This is a genomic window from uncultured Aquitalea sp., assembly GCF_945957525.1.
In the GTDB taxonomy this organism is placed as follows: Bacteria; Pseudomonadota; Gammaproteobacteria; order Burkholderiales; family Chromobacteriaceae; genus Aquitalea.
Genome location: NZ_CAMFLA010000021.1, coordinates 17,117 through 33,029, shown reverse-complemented (window position 1 = coordinate 33,029; position 15,913 = coordinate 17,117). Strand labels below are relative to the sequence as shown.

General features: G+C 60.4%; 15 protein-coding genes. 9 read left to right on the top strand and 6 right to left on the bottom strand.

What is annotated here, in order from left to right:
* Positions 1-54: 54 nt before the first annotated feature.
* From Q0P52_RS16650 to dinG, 3 genes are all read right to left on the bottom strand, one after another.
* A complete protein-coding gene (locus tag Q0P52_RS16650; protein ID WP_293766148.1) occupies positions 55-1,200 on the bottom strand; it encodes a porin in 1,146 nt (381 codons plus the stop codon).
* Between the two features lie 168 nt (positions 1,201-1,368).
* Positions 1,369-1,683, bottom strand: a complete 315-nt coding sequence (locus Q0P52_RS16645) for a DUF3579 domain-containing protein (protein ID WP_366062601.1) — start codon at positions 1,681-1,683, stop codon at positions 1,369-1,371.
* Positions 1,684-1,800: 117 nt separating this feature from the next.
* Positions 1,801-3,927, bottom strand: coding sequence for an ATP-dependent DNA helicase DinG (gene dinG, locus Q0P52_RS16640; protein ID WP_293766147.1), 2,127 nt, complete (start codon positions 3,925-3,927; stop codon positions 1,801-1,803).
* Between the two features lie 189 nt (positions 3,928-4,116).
* Between dinG and Q0P52_RS16635 the strand changes: the two genes are divergently transcribed.
* The 4 genes from Q0P52_RS16635 to Q0P52_RS16620 all read left to right on the top strand — a co-directional run bounded on the left by Q0P52_RS16635 (position 4,117) and on the right by Q0P52_RS16620 (position 8,866).
* Entirely contained in the window at positions 4,117-6,075 is a 1,959-nt protein-coding gene (locus Q0P52_RS16635) for an aminotransferase class I/II-fold pyridoxal phosphate-dependent enzyme (protein WP_293766146.1), read from the top strand.
* A gap of 191 nt (positions 6,076-6,266) precedes the next feature.
* Positions 6,267-7,190, top strand: a complete 924-nt coding sequence (gene argF / locus Q0P52_RS16630; RefSeq protein WP_293766145.1) for an ornithine carbamoyltransferase — start codon at positions 6,267-6,269, stop codon at positions 7,188-7,190.
* Between the two features lie 42 nt (positions 7,191-7,232).
* Entirely contained in the window at positions 7,233-8,459 is a 1,227-nt protein-coding gene (locus tag Q0P52_RS16625) for an argininosuccinate synthase (protein WP_293766144.1), read from the top strand.
* Positions 8,460-8,656: 197 nt separating this feature from the next.
* Positions 8,657-8,866, top strand: a complete 210-nt coding sequence (locus Q0P52_RS16620; RefSeq protein ID WP_293766158.1) for a DUF2788 domain-containing protein — start codon at positions 8,657-8,659, stop codon at positions 8,864-8,866.
* A 73-nt stretch (positions 8,867-8,939) separates the two neighbouring features.
* On the opposite strand, the gene Q0P52_RS16615 is transcribed toward Q0P52_RS16620, so the two are convergent.
* The 3 genes from Q0P52_RS16615 to Q0P52_RS16605 form a co-directional block, all read right to left on the bottom strand.
* Positions 8,940-9,578, bottom strand: coding sequence for a LysE family translocator (locus tag Q0P52_RS16615; RefSeq protein ID WP_293766143.1), 639 nt, complete (start codon positions 9,576-9,578; stop codon positions 8,940-8,942).
* Between the two features lie 65 nt (positions 9,579-9,643).
* Positions 9,644-10,573 carry an SPFH domain-containing protein gene (locus tag Q0P52_RS16610; protein ID WP_293766142.1) on the bottom strand — a complete coding sequence of 310 codons (930 nt, stop codon included), beginning with the start codon at positions 10,571-10,573 and terminating at the stop codon, positions 9,644-9,646.
* An 11-nt stretch (positions 10,574-10,584) separates the two neighbouring features.
* Positions 10,585-10,830, bottom strand: coding sequence for a hypothetical protein (locus tag Q0P52_RS16605; protein ID WP_293766141.1), 246 nt, complete (start codon positions 10,828-10,830; stop codon positions 10,585-10,587).
* On the opposite strand from Q0P52_RS16605, the gene Q0P52_RS16600 reads away from it, so the two are divergent.
* The 5 genes from Q0P52_RS16600 (at position 10,829) to Q0P52_RS16580 (ending at position 15,911) form a co-directional block, all read left to right on the top strand.
* Complete coding sequence (locus Q0P52_RS16600) at positions 10,829-11,002, top strand: hypothetical protein (RefSeq protein ID WP_293766140.1); 174 nt, start codon at positions 10,829-10,831, stop codon at positions 11,000-11,002. The two genes, Q0P52_RS16605 and Q0P52_RS16600, sit on opposite strands and share 2 nt — an antisense overlap.
* A gap of 296 nt (positions 11,003-11,298) precedes the next feature.
* Positions 11,299-12,747 carry an undecaprenyl-phosphate glucose phosphotransferase gene (locus Q0P52_RS16595; RefSeq protein WP_293766139.1) on the top strand — a complete coding sequence of 483 codons (1,449 nt, stop codon included), beginning with the start codon at positions 11,299-11,301 and terminating at the stop codon, positions 12,745-12,747.
* A 10-nt stretch (positions 12,748-12,757) separates the two neighbouring features.
* A complete protein-coding gene (locus Q0P52_RS16590) occupies positions 12,758-14,212 on the top strand; it encodes a mannose-1-phosphate guanylyltransferase/mannose-6-phosphate isomerase (protein WP_293766138.1) in 1,455 nt (484 codons plus the stop codon).
* Positions 14,209-15,135 carry a glycosyltransferase gene (locus Q0P52_RS16585; RefSeq protein ID WP_293766137.1) on the top strand — a complete coding sequence of 309 codons (927 nt, stop codon included), beginning with the start codon at positions 14,209-14,211 and terminating at the stop codon, positions 15,133-15,135. Before Q0P52_RS16590 ends, Q0P52_RS16585 begins: the two co-directional genes overlap by 4 nt.
* Positions 15,132-15,911: a polysaccharide biosynthesis/export family protein gene (locus tag Q0P52_RS16580; protein ID WP_293766136.1), complete on the top strand. Its 780-nt coding sequence runs from the start codon at positions 15,132-15,134 to the stop codon at positions 15,909-15,911. The genes Q0P52_RS16585 and Q0P52_RS16580 overlap by 4 nt, the downstream gene beginning before the upstream one ends.
* The last annotated feature ends 2 nt before the right edge of the window (positions 15,912-15,913 follow it).

Genomic DNA, 15,913 nt, shown 5'->3' with positions numbered 1-15,913 from the left:
AAGGGATGCCCGTCTGCCGCGGTTTCGGCTTTGGCCGAATGTGCCGCTGGGATATTAGAACGCTACCTTCATGCCAACGCCGACGGCTTCCGGGCTGTTACCCTTGGTCAGGCTGGCAGTGGGGGTGCCAGAGGCGGTGTCATATACGGCGTTGTTGGCGAAGTTGGCGTTTTGCGACTTCTTGTTGGTGATTTTGGCGTAGTAGCCGAAGAGTTGGGTGGACTTGGACAGGTTGTAAGTGCCGCCGAATACCCACTCGTGAGCCTTGTAGTCGCCTTCGGTGCCGGCGGTGGCGCCGGTCAGCTTGCCGAGGTCGCTGTAGGACAGCTTGATGGAGGCATTGCCGATGTCTTGACCGATGGCGATGGTCCAGTCGTCTTGCTTCAGAGTGCCTTTGCCGGCAACTGTGGAGTCAAAGCGGCCCCATTCATAACCTGCGCCAACGAAGGTGCCAGTGGAGAACTTGTAGCTGGCAGCCAGTTTGTAGAAGCTGGTGTTCTTGCCGGAGTAGAGTGTGGCGCCCTTGTAGTCGCCCTTGTCGTTCTGGCGATCCCAGCCGGTGGCGACTTGCAGGCCACCCAGCGTGTAGTTTGCAGCCAGGGACAGGCGGCTGGCGTCAGTCTTGGCACCGGTGCTGTCGCTGGTTTGAGCTTCATCCACGCCGTAAGACAGGCCAACCTTGAAGCCGGACAGATCCGGAGAGACGTAGTGAACGGAGTTCTTCAGGCGGGTTTCGCCGCGGCTGTAAACGCTGGAGGAACCGTTGACGTCGGCAGTGGTGTTGGTCAGCAGGTTCAGGCCGATATCGGTCATCGCTTTGTAAGCGGTATCGCTGTAGCCCAAGTAAACCTTACCGAAGTTGGCATTGTCGAGGCCGACAAAGGTATTGCGGGTACCGAAAGTGGCGGTTACGCCCTTGTCGTCGGTGCCGCCGTTTTCAAAGTTCTTCAGGCTGCTTTCAACCTGCCAGATGGCCTTGGTGCCATTGCCCAAGTCTTCAAAGCCCTTGAAGCCGATGCGGGAGTTGTGGTCAACAACGCGGGTGCGCGAGGTGTAGTCCTTGGAGGATACGCCGTTGCCGGTTGCTTTGGTGGATTCGATGCCACCGCTGATGAAACCGTAAACGGTGACGTCAGCGTGAGCGGCGAACGGGATGGCGAACAGAGTGGCGACCAGTGCGGCCAGGCTTTTCTTTTGCATCGTAATGTGCTCCATCGGGTGTTGTGATTATTGCAGTACCAGCTGTGGCTTAACGCTCACGGATTGGCGTTGCCATGCTTCAGTACTGTCCGATTCTAACCACACAATATGACGCTGATGTTGCACTAATGACGCAGATCAAGAAAAACCAACGAGCGTTTGTCGTATTTAAGCCAAAAACTTGTTCGGGTAAATCTCGTCGATCAGGGTTCGACAATCGACAATCCGCAAATCGTTGTCTTTGGCGAAGTCCATCAGGAACTGAAACACTTGCGGATTGATCTTTTGCAGCTTCTTGTCCACTGCGACGCAGCGGACGCCTTCGAGCAGCATGGGACGGACGTAGGCGTGGTAAGCGAGTTTCTGGTCGCCGCCGAAAGAGGCGAGGATGCCGGCCAGGCGTTCGGCCCAGTCGCTGGGGCGAAAGGTGCGGCCTTCAGAGGTCAGCCCCTGAATCACTACTTCGTATGGATTGCAGATCATGGTGTCAAACCGGAGTGTGCTGGGTGTGGTCTCTTATAGCTATAGCAGAGGCGACCTTGTTGTTTTGTAGGACAATGGCCGGCCTGTAGCGGGTTTACCCGCGATTTTACCTCAAAATCAGATGCGCTTGAATGGCGGCAACGATGCCAGCAGCTTTTTGCCGTAACTTTGTTTCACCAGCCGGTTGTCCAGAATGGTGACCCGACCATAGTCGCGCTCGGTGCGGATAAGCCGGCCCACGGCCTGGATCAGCTTGATCGAGGCTTCCGGTACGGTCAGTTCGACGAAGGGGTTGCCGCCGCGTTTCTCTATCCAGCGCGACAGTGTTCGGCCAACGGGGTCGTCCGGCATGGCGAAGGGCAGTTTGGCGATGATGACGTGCACGCAGCTTTCGCCAGGCAAATCCAGCCCTTCAGAGAAGGAGTCCAGGCCGAAGATGATGCTGGCTTGGCCGGCTCCCAGCCGGGTGTGGTGGGTTTCCAGCAGCACGCTCTTGGGGATTTCCCCCTGCACCAGCAGCGCATCCCGGATATTTGCCGGCAGCAGGGCCGCGACGTCCTGCATCTGCTTGCGCGAGGAAAACAGCACCAGCGTGCCGACGGCTTCGGTGGTGTCGATCAGGCGCGGCAGCCATTCGACGATTTCCCGCGTGTGCCCCAATGGGTCCTTTGGGCTGGCCAGCATGGGCGGCAGGTAGAGTTCGCCCTGCTCGCCAAAATTGAACGGAGAATCCAGCGCCACGCATTGCACTTGCGGCAGCCAGCGCAGGCCCGTTTGCGACAGCAGCAGATCGAAAGCGCCCAGCGAGCGCAGGGTGGCTGAGGTCAGAATGGCGCCGGCGGCGCGTCGCCACAGGGTTGCGGCAAGGCTGGCCGCTGCGCTGACCGGAGAGGCGGAAAAAAGATAGTCGCCCTTGCCTTCGGTGCGGCGGGTAATCCATTTTGCAATGGGCGGCGAATTGTCTTCGGTTTCTTTTTCAAAGAGATCCCACACGGCCATCAGTTGCTCTGCGCGCCCGGTAAGAAAGCCCAAGTCGCCTGCGGCTTTGTCTATCAGCACTGTCTCATTGCCTTTTTCCTTGCGCGCTTCGGTCAGCGCATCGGTCATGGCGGAGAGGTGCTTGAAGATGGCGCGCGCCGAGATGGCCATATTCGCGGCCGGGGTTTGCAGTCGTTCGGGCAGCTTGCCGTCTTCAATCAGCCAGGTGGGTTCCAGATTTTCACTATTGGCGCTTAGTTGTTCTTCGCCTTCCAGCAACCACAGCCATTCGCTGAGCGTTTCCATGGCCGCATCGGCGGCTTCCATGGCCTGGCCGGTGATGTCGGTCTTGCCGGTGAGGGTTTCCACGCGCGCGGCAACCGGGCCCACTTTGTCCAGCCAGCCCATGGCCTGGGCCAGCGAGTGCTCGGCGGAAAACTGGTTGACGGCTTTCTTGGCCAGGTGATGCGCCTCGTCGATGCAATAAAAGCTGTCTTCGGGCGGGGGAAGGATGACGCCGCCGCCCATGGAGACGTCGGCCAGCATCAGGTCGTGGTTGGCCACGATGACGTCCACGGTTTCCAGGGTGTCGCGAGCAAGATAGAAAGGGCATTCCGGGCGGTTGGGGCAGGCGGATTTCAGACAGCCGTGCCGGTCGTTGGTGACGCGTCCCCATAGTCCGTCGTCGATGATGGTCTGCCAGCTGTCGCGGTCGCCGTTCCATTTGCGGTAATAAAAAGCGTCGGCCATTTCGCGCAGCGCTTCGATTTCTTCCGCTTGCGGCTTGCGGTCCCATAGCGTGAGGACGGGGTCGCCGGCCAGTAATTGCCCCTGAGCGGACTCCGCCGTCAGGGCAAAGATGCGCTGGGGACACAGATAGCGCCCGCGGCCCTTGGCCAGCGCGAAGGTCACGGGCAGGCCGCTTTTTTCCACCACGAAGGGCAGGTCGCGATTCACCAGTTGCTCTTGCAGTGCGATGGTGGCGCTGGTGACCACCAGCTTCTTGTTGCGCGCTTTGGCCATGACGCCGCCGGCCAGGAGGTAGGCCAGACTTTTGCCGACGCCAGTGGGGCCCTCAATGACGGCGATGCTTTCGCCTTGGCGATCGGGCGCGTCATCGCCTTGCTTTTCCTGGCAGCGCGACAGCGCATTGGCCACTTCGGCCAACATGCGGCGCTGGGCCGGGCGAGGGCGGAATCCCGGCAGGTTTTCCGAGATGGTGCGGTAGTGGTCGCGAATCGCGTCTTTTTCGGCATCGGTCAGCATGCCGCGCATTGTACCTCAAGCCGGCGGCCTCGCTCCGCCGATGTGTCGGCGGCGGAAAATTGTGCGACTGCAAAATGACGCTGCCCGCGCTTGTGGATACGATAGCCAAAAACCAAAACAAACTCTGAAGCGTACACAGGACAGACAGACAACGAAGTACGCCGCACTACACTCAGGAGAAATCAGTAGATGACCCCCGTTAGCCGTGTTCTGGTGGTAAGCGACGACGCCAAGTGGCAGGCCGATGTATTGGCCGGCTTGGGCGCTGTGGCCGTACGCCTGGAAAATCCCTACGGACTCACCTTTATCGGCGCATCCCGCTTGAAGGAAGCGATGGACATCATCACCCGCGACGGCGATATCCAGGCCGTGCTGGTGGACAAGCAATTGCAGGAAAAGGGCATCAGCCAGGCTGCTGTGCAACTGGCCAATCAGGTTAGCGACTTCCGCCCGGAATTGTCGCTGTACGTGATGCTTAACGATGATGATGAGCGCGCGCTGGTTGAGGACTTGGCCAGCCACGCCGTGGATGGTTACTTCTACCGCGACGAAGCCGACCACAACGGCTGGTTCCGTATCCTCACCGCCGAGCTGGCCGAAAAATCCGCCACCCCTTTTTACGACCGGCTCAAGCAATACGTTCGTATGGCCAAGGATTCCTGGCATACGCCGGGCCATGCCGGCGGCGACTCGCTGAAGGGCAGCCCCTGGGTGGGCGACTTCTACGATTTTGTCGGCGAGAACATGCTGCGCGCAGACCTTTCGGTGTCGGTTCCCATGCTGGACTCGCTGCTTCACCCCACAGGTGTGATTGCCGAGTCCCAGAAGCTGGCCGCCAAGGCGTTTGGCGCGCGCAAAACCTACTTCGCCACCAATGGCACCTCCACCTCCAATAAGGTGATTTTCCAGACCTTGCTGGCGCCGGGCGACAAGTTGTTGCTGGACCGCAATTGTCACAAATCCGTGCATCACGCGGTGATTTTGTCTGGCGCATTGCCGGTGTATCTGGACTCATCCATCAACCGGCAGTACGGCGTGTTCGGTCCAGTGCCCAAGGCAACCATTTTTGACGCCATCGAGGCCAATCCGGACGCGCGGGTGCTGATTCTCACCTCCTGCACTTACGACGGCATGCGTTACGACCTCAAGCCCATCATCGAGGCCGCGCATGAAAAAGGCATCAAGGTGATTGTGGATGAGGCCTGGTATGGTTTCGCCCGTTTTCACCCCGCATTCCGCCCTACGGCGCTTGAGTCGGGCGCGGATTACGCTACCCAGTCCACCCACAAGATTCTCTCGGCGTTTTCGCAGGCCAGCATGATTCATGTCAATGATCCGGCTTTCGATGAACATCTGTTTCGCGAGAACTTCAACATGCATGCCTCCACCAGCCCGCAATACAACCTGATCGCCAGTCTGGATGTGGCGCGCAAACAGGCGGTCACCGAGGGCTATCGTTTGCTGGATCGCACTTTGCGACTGGCGCAGGAGTTGCGCGAGAAGATCAACTCCACCGGCGTTTTTCGCGTGCTTGAGCTGGAAGACTTGTTGCCTGAGGAGGTGAGGGAGGACGGCATCCGCTTGGACCCCACCAAGCTGACGGTGGACATTACGCAGACGGGCTACACCGCCGACGAGCTGCAGCATGAGCTATTCGAGCGTTTCAACATCCAGATCGAAAAATCCACCTTCAGCACTATTTCCCTGCTGCTGACCATGGGCACCACGCGCAGCAAGGTGTCGCGCTTGTATGACGCGCTGCTGCGCCTGGCCAAGGAAAAGCGCGCGCCGCGCACCTTGTCGCGCATGCCCGAGATTCCGCGCTTCTCTCGCCTGGCCTGCCTGCCGCGCGATGCATTTTACGAAGCGGGCGAGCGTTTGCCGTTGCTGGATGATGAGGGTCGGCCGAACGGCGCGCTGGCGGGGCGAATTTGCTGCGATCAGATCGTACCGTACCCCCCGGGCATCCCCGTTTTGGTGCCGGGGCAGGTGATTGACGACAGTATCCTGTCTTATTTGGCTCGTCTGCAAAAGACACAAAAAACCATAGAAATGCATGGTTTGGCCGAAGATGGTGGGGAAATGTACTTGCGGGTTCTCAAAGAGAAAGAGTTATCCGGATTGCATGACAGATTATTGTTCAGCTGAGACCTTGTCAGACAAGGCAAATTCAGATAAATATATCCATGTCGCAAATATGTAAATTTTGTTTCGACTGAAGCAAAACCGCGACACTTGTGAACTGATTTGAGACCAGCGTGTAGTAATGTGCCATTGCGCATGAAGACACACACCGTGTTCTATGCGTGATGGCTCTTTTTTTTTGGAACCCTTACATCATGAAGCCAGTAGGCCATTACCTGCAATTCAGCGACCTGAACCACGAGGAATACCGTCATATCTTCGAGCGCGCCAAGGTACTGAAGCGACGACACAGCTCAGGCGAGCTGTACCGACCACTGGTCGGCAAGGTGATGTCCATGGTTTTCGAAAAGAATTCCACCCGCACCCGCGTTTCCTTCGAAGCCGGCATGGCCCAATTGGGCGGCCATGCCATGTTCCTGGATTCGAAGTCGAGCCAGCTTGGCCGGGGCGAGCCGGTGGAAGATACCGCCCGCGTGCTGTCGCGCATGAGCGATATCATCATGATCCGCACTTTCGACCAGACCCTGGTGGACCGCCTTGCCGCCCATTCGCGCGTGCCGGTGATCAACGGCCTGACCAACGAATACCACCCTTGCCAGATTCTGGCCGACATCTTCACCTTCATCGAGCACCGCGGTTCGATCAAGGGCAAGACCGTGGCCTGGATCGGCGATGGCAACAATGTTTGCCGAACCTGGCTGCAAGCGGCCAAGGTACTGGGCTTCAAGCTCAAGGTGGCGACGCCGGTCGGCTATGAACTCACCGTGTTGGATGGCGCGCACTACGGCTCCGAGCACCTGGAAACCACGCATGACCCGGTTCGTGCCGCCGCCGGCGCCGATCTGGTGACCACCGACGTGTTCACCAGCATGGGCTTTGAAGCCGAAAGCGCCGCGCGTCTGGAGGCTTTCAGCGGTTATCAGGTAAACGCGGAGCTGATGAAGCATGCCAAGCCCGACGCCCTGTTCATGCATTGTCTGCCGGCTCATCGCGGCGAAGAGGTGAGCGCCGAGGTGATCGACGGTCCGCAAAGCGTGGTCTGGGATGAGGCCGAAAACCGTATGCACGCGCAAAAGGCGCTGATCGAATTCCTGTTGCTGGGACATCAGTACGACTGAGTCGCAACAGAACACTGAAACAATTCGCTGGAAAGAAGAAACATGTCTGACATCAAAAAAGTAGTGCTGGCTTATTCGGGCGGTCTGGATACCTCCGTCATCCTCAAGTGGCTGCAAGACACTTATCAGTGCGAAGTAGTGACCTTTACCGCCGACATCGGCCAGGGCGAAGAGGTGGAACCGGCGCGCAAGAAGGCCGTATCGCTGGGCATCAAGCCGGAAAACATCTTCATCGACGACCTGCGCGAAGAATTCGTGCGCGATTTCGTGTTTCCGATGTTCCGCGCTAACGCCATCTATGAAGGCGAGTATCTGCTGGGCACTTCCATTGCGCGTCCGCTGATCGCCAAGCGCCAAATCGAAATCGCCAACCAGGTGGGAGCCGACGCTGTATCCCACGGCGCTACCGGCAAGGGTAACGATCAGGTGCGTTTCGAGCTGGGTTACTACGCCCTGAAGCCGGATGTGAAGGTCATCGCGCCGTGGCGCGAATGGGATTTGCTGTCCCGCGAGAAGCTGCTGACCTACGCCGAGACTCACGGCATCGACATCAGCAAGAAGAAAAACGGCGGCAGCCCGTATTCCATGGATGCCAACCTGCTGCATATCTCCTATGAAGGCACCGTGCTGGAAAACCCGGCTGCCGAGCCCGAAGAAGATATGTGGCTGTGGACCGTCAGCCCGGAAAACGCGCCTGACGCCGCTGAGTATCTGGAACTGACGTACGAGAAGGGCGACATCACCGCCATCAACGGCGTGGCCATGTCCCCGGCGCAAGTGCTGACCGAGCTGAACCGCGTGGGCGGCAAGCATGGCATTGGCCGACTGGACATCGTGGAAAACCGTTATGTGGGCATGAAGTCCCGCGGCTGCTACGAAACCCCGGGCGGCACCATCATGCTGAAGGCGCATCGCGCCATCGAATCCATCACGCTGGACCGCGAAGTGGCCCACCTGAAGGACGAACTGATGCCGAAGTACGCCAAGCTGGTGTACACAGGCTACTGGTGGAGCCCGGAGCGTCTGATGCTGCAAGGCATGATCGACGCTTCGCAAGCCACGGTCAACGGCTGGGTGCGTCTGAAACTGTACAAGGGCAATGTGATTGTGGTTGGCCGCGAATCGAAGACCGATTCGTTGTTCGACCCCACCATTGCTACCTTCGATGAGGACGGCGGCGCCTACAATCATGCCGATGCTGCCGGCTTCATCCGTCTGAATGCCTTGCGCATGCGGATTGCCGCCAACGCCAAGCATCGTCGCGGTTAAGGCACCGACCATGAGAAGGCCGCCCGGGAGGCGGCCTTTTTTCATGGGCGCATGCGCGACGCGTGGCGTGCCGGGTTTTCATGATCGCCATCAAGGTTGAGCCGGCGAGGCGGGACGAGTATCGTTATCACCTCCGAATGGATGCGCGCGGGCGAGCGGGCCCGCCGCAGGCGGCGGCAACAGCAAAGGATGACAAGGTGTCTGAAGAACAATTCACCAATATTTCGATGATCGTCTGCCTGTCCGGGCTGATCATCTTCATGGGTTTCATCATCTGGGATCTGGGCAAGAAATCCCAGGCGGGCAAGCTTGGCACGGCGATTCTGTTCCTGGTGCTGGGCTTTGGCGTCAGCGGCTTCATCTTCAAGAATGTGCTGGTGGAGTTTTTGGTGATGGGCAAGAAGTAGGCGGCGAGGTTGGCCGAAGAGAAAGGGGTTGGCTTTGAGCCAACCCCTTTTGTTTTATGCACGCCATGCGCGCTCAGCGTTGCGGCGCCAGGACCAGTCGCAGGCCCAGTGCGATGAAGATGCTGCCGGCGATGCGGTCCAGCCACATGCCGGCGCGCGGGCTGCGGTTGAACCAGGCGCCGACATGGCCAGCAAAATAACCCAACGAGCCGAAAAGCACGGCGCCTTGCAGGGTGAAGGTCAGTCCCAGTATCAGCGTTTGCAGGCCGACGTGCCCGCGCGAAGTCACTACGAATTGCGGCAAGAAAGCCAGGAAGAACAGCACCACTTTGGGGTTGATGGCGTTGGCGATCAGGCCGCGGCGAAACAGGACCGCCAGCGGCTCGTTCCGCCCCTTGGCCTTGCCGGCATCCAGTGAACCGCCCCGGCTGCGGATGGCTTGCCAGCCAAGCCATATCAGGTAAGCCCCGCCGGAGAGCTTCAGCGCGGTAAACGCCAGCGGCGATGCGGCAATCAGCGCGCTGATGCCCAGCGCCGCCAGCAGGGTGTGGGTGATGCAGCCCAGCGCGCAGCCAAGGCCGAATACCATGCCCTGGCGACGGCCGCGCGCGATGCCCAGGCTCAACACCATCAGGTTGTCCGGGCCGGGCGACAGGGTGATCAGAATGGCGGCGGCGAGAAAGGCCAGCCACTGGTCGGGGGTGACGATCATGTCTTGTCCTTGTGATCAGGTTTGCGGAAACATGATTGGCGATTTCCCGCTTTCTGGCAATGCCGTCATTTGCGCAGCATATCGCCCATGCCCAGCATCAGCTTGCTGTCGCTGCCCACCACCTGCGGCAAATGCCCGTCCCACTTGTCTATGGCCTTGGCCTGCAGATCCAGCGCGCGCTTTTTCATTTCCAGCTCTTGCTGTGCCTGTACGGCGGTTTGCGCCTTGGCCAGCGTTTCGGCAGCGGCCAGTTGCTGACGCGCTGCCTCCACCTGCACGTCGGCTTCAAACTTCTTGTTGATGGCGTCCTGGATGCGTTGGTCGTGGTAGGTCATGCCTTCGACAAAACCCAGATTGTCGATGGCGATGCCTTTGGGGGCAAAGGCGTCCTGCGCTTCTTTCAAGGCGTTGGCGAACACCTCGTTCTTGTGCGCGCGGCACCAGTCGAGCGTGTTGGCGCCGAACTGTCTTGCCAGGCTGGCGGCAACAAAACTGCGAATGTTGCTGTCCGCCACTTCGGCCAGCTGCTTACCGGCATAGAAATAGAGGAATTTCGCTGCGTCGGTTTCATTGATGTGGGCGGTCATCGTTGCGCCGATATCGAAGTCGATGGACTCGCTGGTTTCCACCGAGAAGGCCTGGTTCGAAGCGCTGGTGCCGGTAAGGCCCGACCGCGTCCATTCCCGGGTTACCGGCGCGCGCGAGATGCGGATCAGTTTGGCGCTGGGCATGTCCTGGTATTGGCCCCACCAGCAGGAGGGGCACAGGTTGACCATGCGGTGCGGGATCATGACCCGTTTATCGCTGACTTTGTTTTTCTCTAAAAACTCCACAGATTGCAGCCTGGACTGGTTTTTCATGGTGTCGCCATCCAGTGCGATAAGGAAAGCTGTTTCCGAAGGGCCAACTTCCTGGAATTCGTCGATGGCGTTGTGGGTGCAAGCAGTCAGCAACAGGGCGCCGGCCATGGCCGGCAGAACCATGGTTTTTTTCATGATGCGTCTTTCTATCGGGGTTTTTTCAGCCAGATGACAGCAATGAGAGCCAGCCCCGGCACGCCAACCAACAGCCGGGCAAGCCATGCGCCATTGCCGGCGAACTGACTGGCGATGGCGGCGGCATTGCTGTTGGCGAATTGGCTGACGGTGAGGGTGTTGGCTTCAAGCGCCGTCCAGGGCTCGACGAGCCGCAGGATGGCGCTTGCCGCGAGGATCACGACTGCAGTGAGCAGTACGCGAAGAGGAGTATTCATGATTGGTGTGAAACAGCTATGTGGGTATTTTCATTCAGCATATGTGCGTTTGCACAAAAAGCAAGGAAAACCGCTGGAAGGTACGCGAGAAAGGGCGGCGGAAGGGCTGACGATCATGAATGGACAGATCGTGTGTCGCATCTTTGCATCACTTTTTGTTAAATCATTTTAAATACTAATTTGTCTATTGCTTTGCGAGTGACGGGCGATGGTTGGGTGTTGCAGAGCCTTGATGGGTAATGGATTTAATATGAATTAACAATTTGCATTGTTGGCAAGGTGCAAGGGAATGTGGGGCGCGGGGGGCTGGATGGCAGGATTTGTACTGCATTTTCAAGCAAAACGACCTGTTTGTTGCTTGAAAATGAGCCTATTGCTGTAAAGAGAGTAAAGAAATGCTGCTGAGGCCGGGTGCTGTTGCTGTATTTTAGATTTATAATTGCAACAGTTTAAACAAAGGTCTGGACAATGCTGATTCACAGTATTGAACAACAGGACCGAACCGGGGCTGAAGTGGTGGTTTACCTGCGACTGGCAGCGCGACTCTCCCATGTTTTCTGGGTGACGCTTTGCGGTTTGCTGGCGGCCGGCGCTGGCAGTTCCCGTTCGATTCTCACTCTCGGCGAGGCGCTGCTTGTCTGGTGGCGTCCGATTCTTACCTGCGGCCTGGTCATGGCCGTGGTGTTCCAGGCTTTCGGCCTCTATGGACCGGCCATGTTCGGGCGGCAGTGGCGGCTGCGGCCGCTGGCGCTAGCTTGCGCTGCCGGCTTCCTGCTGATTCTGGCGTTGAGGTTCTTCTCCCCGGCCTTGCATCAGCTGGGCTATGGCGGTCTTGCCGCGTGGTTCGGCATGACGCTGACGGCCTTGTCCTTGCAGCGCGTGCTGGCCCACTGGGTGATTGGCCATCTGGTGCGGCGCGGGCGCGGGCTGGGCAAGGCAGTGATTGTCGGGCGCACCGAAAGCGGCAGCCGGTTGGCCGACTTCATGCTGGAGCACGCCGACTTGCGCCATCGCCTGATCGGCTACGCCGATGATCGCGCAGAGCGTTCGCGGCACGGCATGGCCGGCATCCCGTATCTTGGCACCATCGCCGACCTGGAAGCGCTGGTGCGGGCAGGCGGCGCCCAACTGATTCTCATCGCGTTGCCCTGGGCGGCGGTAGAGCGCATGGGCAGCATCATTCGCGATTTGCGCCGGCTGCCTGTCACCTTGCTACTGGCCCCGGACATGGCGGCCTTTCACTTTGCCCACAACCGCATCACGCCGGTGGCCGGGCTGCCGATGTTCAATATTTCCGAATTGCCGCTGTCCGGCTGGTCGCCCTTGGTAAAGCGGCTGGAGGACATCGCGCTGTCCGCGCTGGCCTTGCTGCTGTTTTCTCCGTTGATGTTGTTGACCGCCGTGCTGATCAAGCTGGATTCGCCCGGGCCGGTGCTGTTCCGGCAAAAGCGCTACGGCTACAACAACCGCCTGATCGAAGTCTTCAAATTCCGCTCGATGTACACCGAGATGACCGATCACCACGCGGCCAGCCAGACCACGCGTCACGATCCGCGCGTGACGCGGGTGGGGCGCTTCATCCGCAAGACCAGCATCGACGAGCTGCCGCAGCTCTTCAATGTGCTGGGCGGCAGCATGTCCATGGTGGGGCCGCGCCCGCACGCCAAGGCCACCAAGGCGGCGGGCGTGTTGTTCGAAGAAGCGGTGGACGAATACACCTCGCGCCATCGGGTGAAGCCCGGCATCACCGGCTGGGCCCAAGTGAAAGGCTACCGGGGCGAGACCGATACGCTGGAAAAGATAGAAAAGCGGGTGGCCTACGACCTGGAATACATCGAGAACTGGTCGCTCTGGTTCGACCTTTACATCCTCGCGCTCACGCCGCTGGCGGTGCTGGGCGGCGAGGCCGCTTATTGAAAGGCTTGCCATGTCGTCCTTGATTCCCTGCATCATTTCCGGCGGCGCGGGCACGCGCCTGTGGCCGGTGTCGCGCGCGTCGTTTCCCAAGCCCTTCATGCGCTTGCCGGACGATCAAAGCCTGCTGCAGAAAACCTTCCAGCGCGCCGCCGCCTTGCCCGGCGTGGAGCGGGTGCTGATCGTGACCGGCCAGTCCTCGCTGTTTCGCACGCTGGACGAATGCCAAGCGGTGAACGCGCGTGGTTTGCCGATCGAGCTGTTGTTGGAGCCGCTGGGTCGCAATACCGCGCCAGCCATCGCCGCGGCGGCGCTGGAGGCTGAAACGCGCTGGCCGGGAGCAACGCTGCTGGTCTTGCCAGCGGATCATCTTATACAGGACGAGGCGGCCTTCGACGAAGCGGCGGCGGAGGCGCTGCGCATGGCGCAGGTGGGCCATATCGTGGCCTTTGGCCTGCGGCCGGAGCGGGCAGAAACCGGCTTTGGCTATATCGAGGCCGGCGAAAGGTTGGCCGAAGGCGGCAATTGCATTGCCCGTTTCGTGGAAAAGCCGGATGCGGCCCGCGCCGAGGCGTTTCTTGCCGATGGCCGTTATCTGTGGAACAGCGGCATGTTTTGCAGTCGGGCCGATGTGCTGAATGATGCCTTTTCCCGCCATGCGCCGGAGGTGCGGGAGGCGGTGACGCGCAGTCTGGACGCCAGCCCCTTGCTGGAGGGCGGCGGGCGCTCGCAACGCGAACTGGACGAAACGGCCTTCAGGGCTTGTCCGGACATTTCCTTTGATTACGCGGTAATGGAAAAAGCCGACAACGCCGCAGTGCTGCCTTGCAGCCTGGGTTGGAGCGATATCGGCAGCTGGGACAGTTACGCTGGTTTGTACCCGGAGGACGCAAACGGCAACCGCCTGTCCGGCGAGGTGATCAGCCAGGACAGTCACCATTGTTTCATCCAGGCGCGCGGGCGCTTGATTGCCGCCATTGGCTTGCGGGATCTGGTGATCGTGGATACGCCGGACGCTTTGCTGGTGGCTGATCGCGCCCGCAGCCAGGAAGTGCGCGAAGTGGTGGCCAAGCTCAAGCAGGGCGGGCATCAGGCCGGCAGCCAGCATCGCACCGCGCATCGGCCCTGGGGCTATTACACGGTGCTGGAGGAAGGCGAGAGCTTCAAGATCAAGCGCATTCTGGTCAAGCCCGGCGCTTCGCTGTCGTTGCAGATGCACCATCACCGCAGCGAGCACTGGATTGTGGTCAGCGGCACGGCGCAAGTGACCAATGGCGAGGCGGTGCGCTTGGTGCACACCAACCAGTCCACTTTCATTCCGGCCGGAGAGCGTCATCGCTTGTATAACCCGGGACGCATTGATCTGGTGATGATCGAGGTGCAAAGCGGCCAGTATCTGGGCGAAGACGATATCGTGCGCTTCAACGACGACTATGGCCGCGCCACGGGAGAGGGGGCGCGCTCATGAAGATGGCGCTGATCATCCCGGTGCGCAATGCCGGGCCCTGGCTGGGTCGTCTGCTGCCGGCGCTTGCTGCCCAGACGCGGCAGCCTGACGAGTGGCTGGTGGTGGACAGCGAGTCTGGGGACGGCAGCGCCGCCCGCTTGAGCGCCGCCGGCGCTCGCGTAGTGGGCATCCCCGCCGCGCGCTTCAATCATGGCGGCACCCGGCGCATGGCCAGCGAATTGGTGCGGGCCGAGCTGCTGGTTTACCTGACGCAGGACGCCATCCCCGCCGACGAGCGCAGCCTGGAACGCTTGTGCGCCGCAGTGACAGACGACGCCGAAGTGGGCATGGCTTTCGGCCGACAGCTGCCGCATCACGATGCCGGCGTGCTGGCCGCGCATGCCCGGCAATTCAATTACCCGCCGCAAAGCCGCAGCAAACGCCTGCGCGATGCGGCAGAACTCGGTATCAAAACCTGCTTCGCCTCCGACTCATTTTGCGCCTATCGGCGCGAAGCGCTGACGGCTGCGGGCGGCTTTCCGGCCGACGTGATCGGCAGCGAGGACGCCTATGTGGCGGCGCGCATGCTGCTGGCCGGCTGGGCGGTGCGTTATGAGGCAGATGCCGCAGTGCTGCATTCGCACGACTACAGCCTGCTGCAGGAATTCCGCCGCTATTTCGATGTGGGCGTGTTTTATGGCCGCGAACGCTGGATCGCCGAGCATTTCGGCGGAGCGAGCGGCGAAGGCCTGCGTTTTGTCCGCTCCGAACTACGCGCCTTGCTGGCGGCCGGGCAGGCATGGCGCCTGCCCGAAGCCGCGCTGCGCAGCGCGCTCAAGTGGGCCGGCTATCGTCTGGGTTGGCATGAGCGCGCACTGCCGCGTGCCCTCAAGCGCCGCCTCGGCATGTTCGGGGCTTACTGGAATCAGGAAACCATCCAATGACACGCATTGTTCCCCTGTTTGCCGTCTGCGCGACGGCGCTTTGCCTGAATGGCTGCGCCACGCCCAGCACGGTGACACTGCCGGCCGACAAGGAGGTCGAGGCGCGCCGCATCGATGTGGCCGACATCAGCCAGCTGCCGCCGCCGGTCACTCGGGTCATGAGCGGCGACACCTTGCGCATCGTGCGCGACGCGCAGACGCCGGCGGAGAAAGACGAAGCCACTTTGTATTTCGTGCGCCCTGACGGCGGGTTCGCCTATCCCTTCATCGGCACGGTGCGCGCCGCCGGCCGCACGCCGGAGGCGGTGGGCGAAGAAGTAAGCGCCAAGCTGGCGCGCATCTACCGCTACCCGCAGGTGACGGTGAATATCGCCATCGCGCCGGGCAACCGGGTATTCGTTGGCGGCGCGGTGCGCAACCCGTCGGCGTTCGAGTTGTCCGCCGCGGCCTCCATAGAGCAGGCCATCATCGGCGCAGGCGGCGTGCTGCCCACGGCGGACAGCAGCCGGGTGGCCTTGCTGCGACTGGACGATAACGGCCGCTACAAAGTGTATTTCACCGATTTCAGCCGTTTCCTGCAGCCGGACGATCAGCGCCGGGCAGTCATGTTGCAACGCGGCGACGTTGTGTTTGTGCCGAAATCCGCCGTGGGCAACGGTATCGAGGTGGTGGACCTCTACCTGAACCAGTTGCTGCCGTTCAGCAAGGCTATCGGCCTGGGGCTGAATTACAACCTCAACTCGAGCGACACCAATGTCAACATCAAGGCCAATTGAGG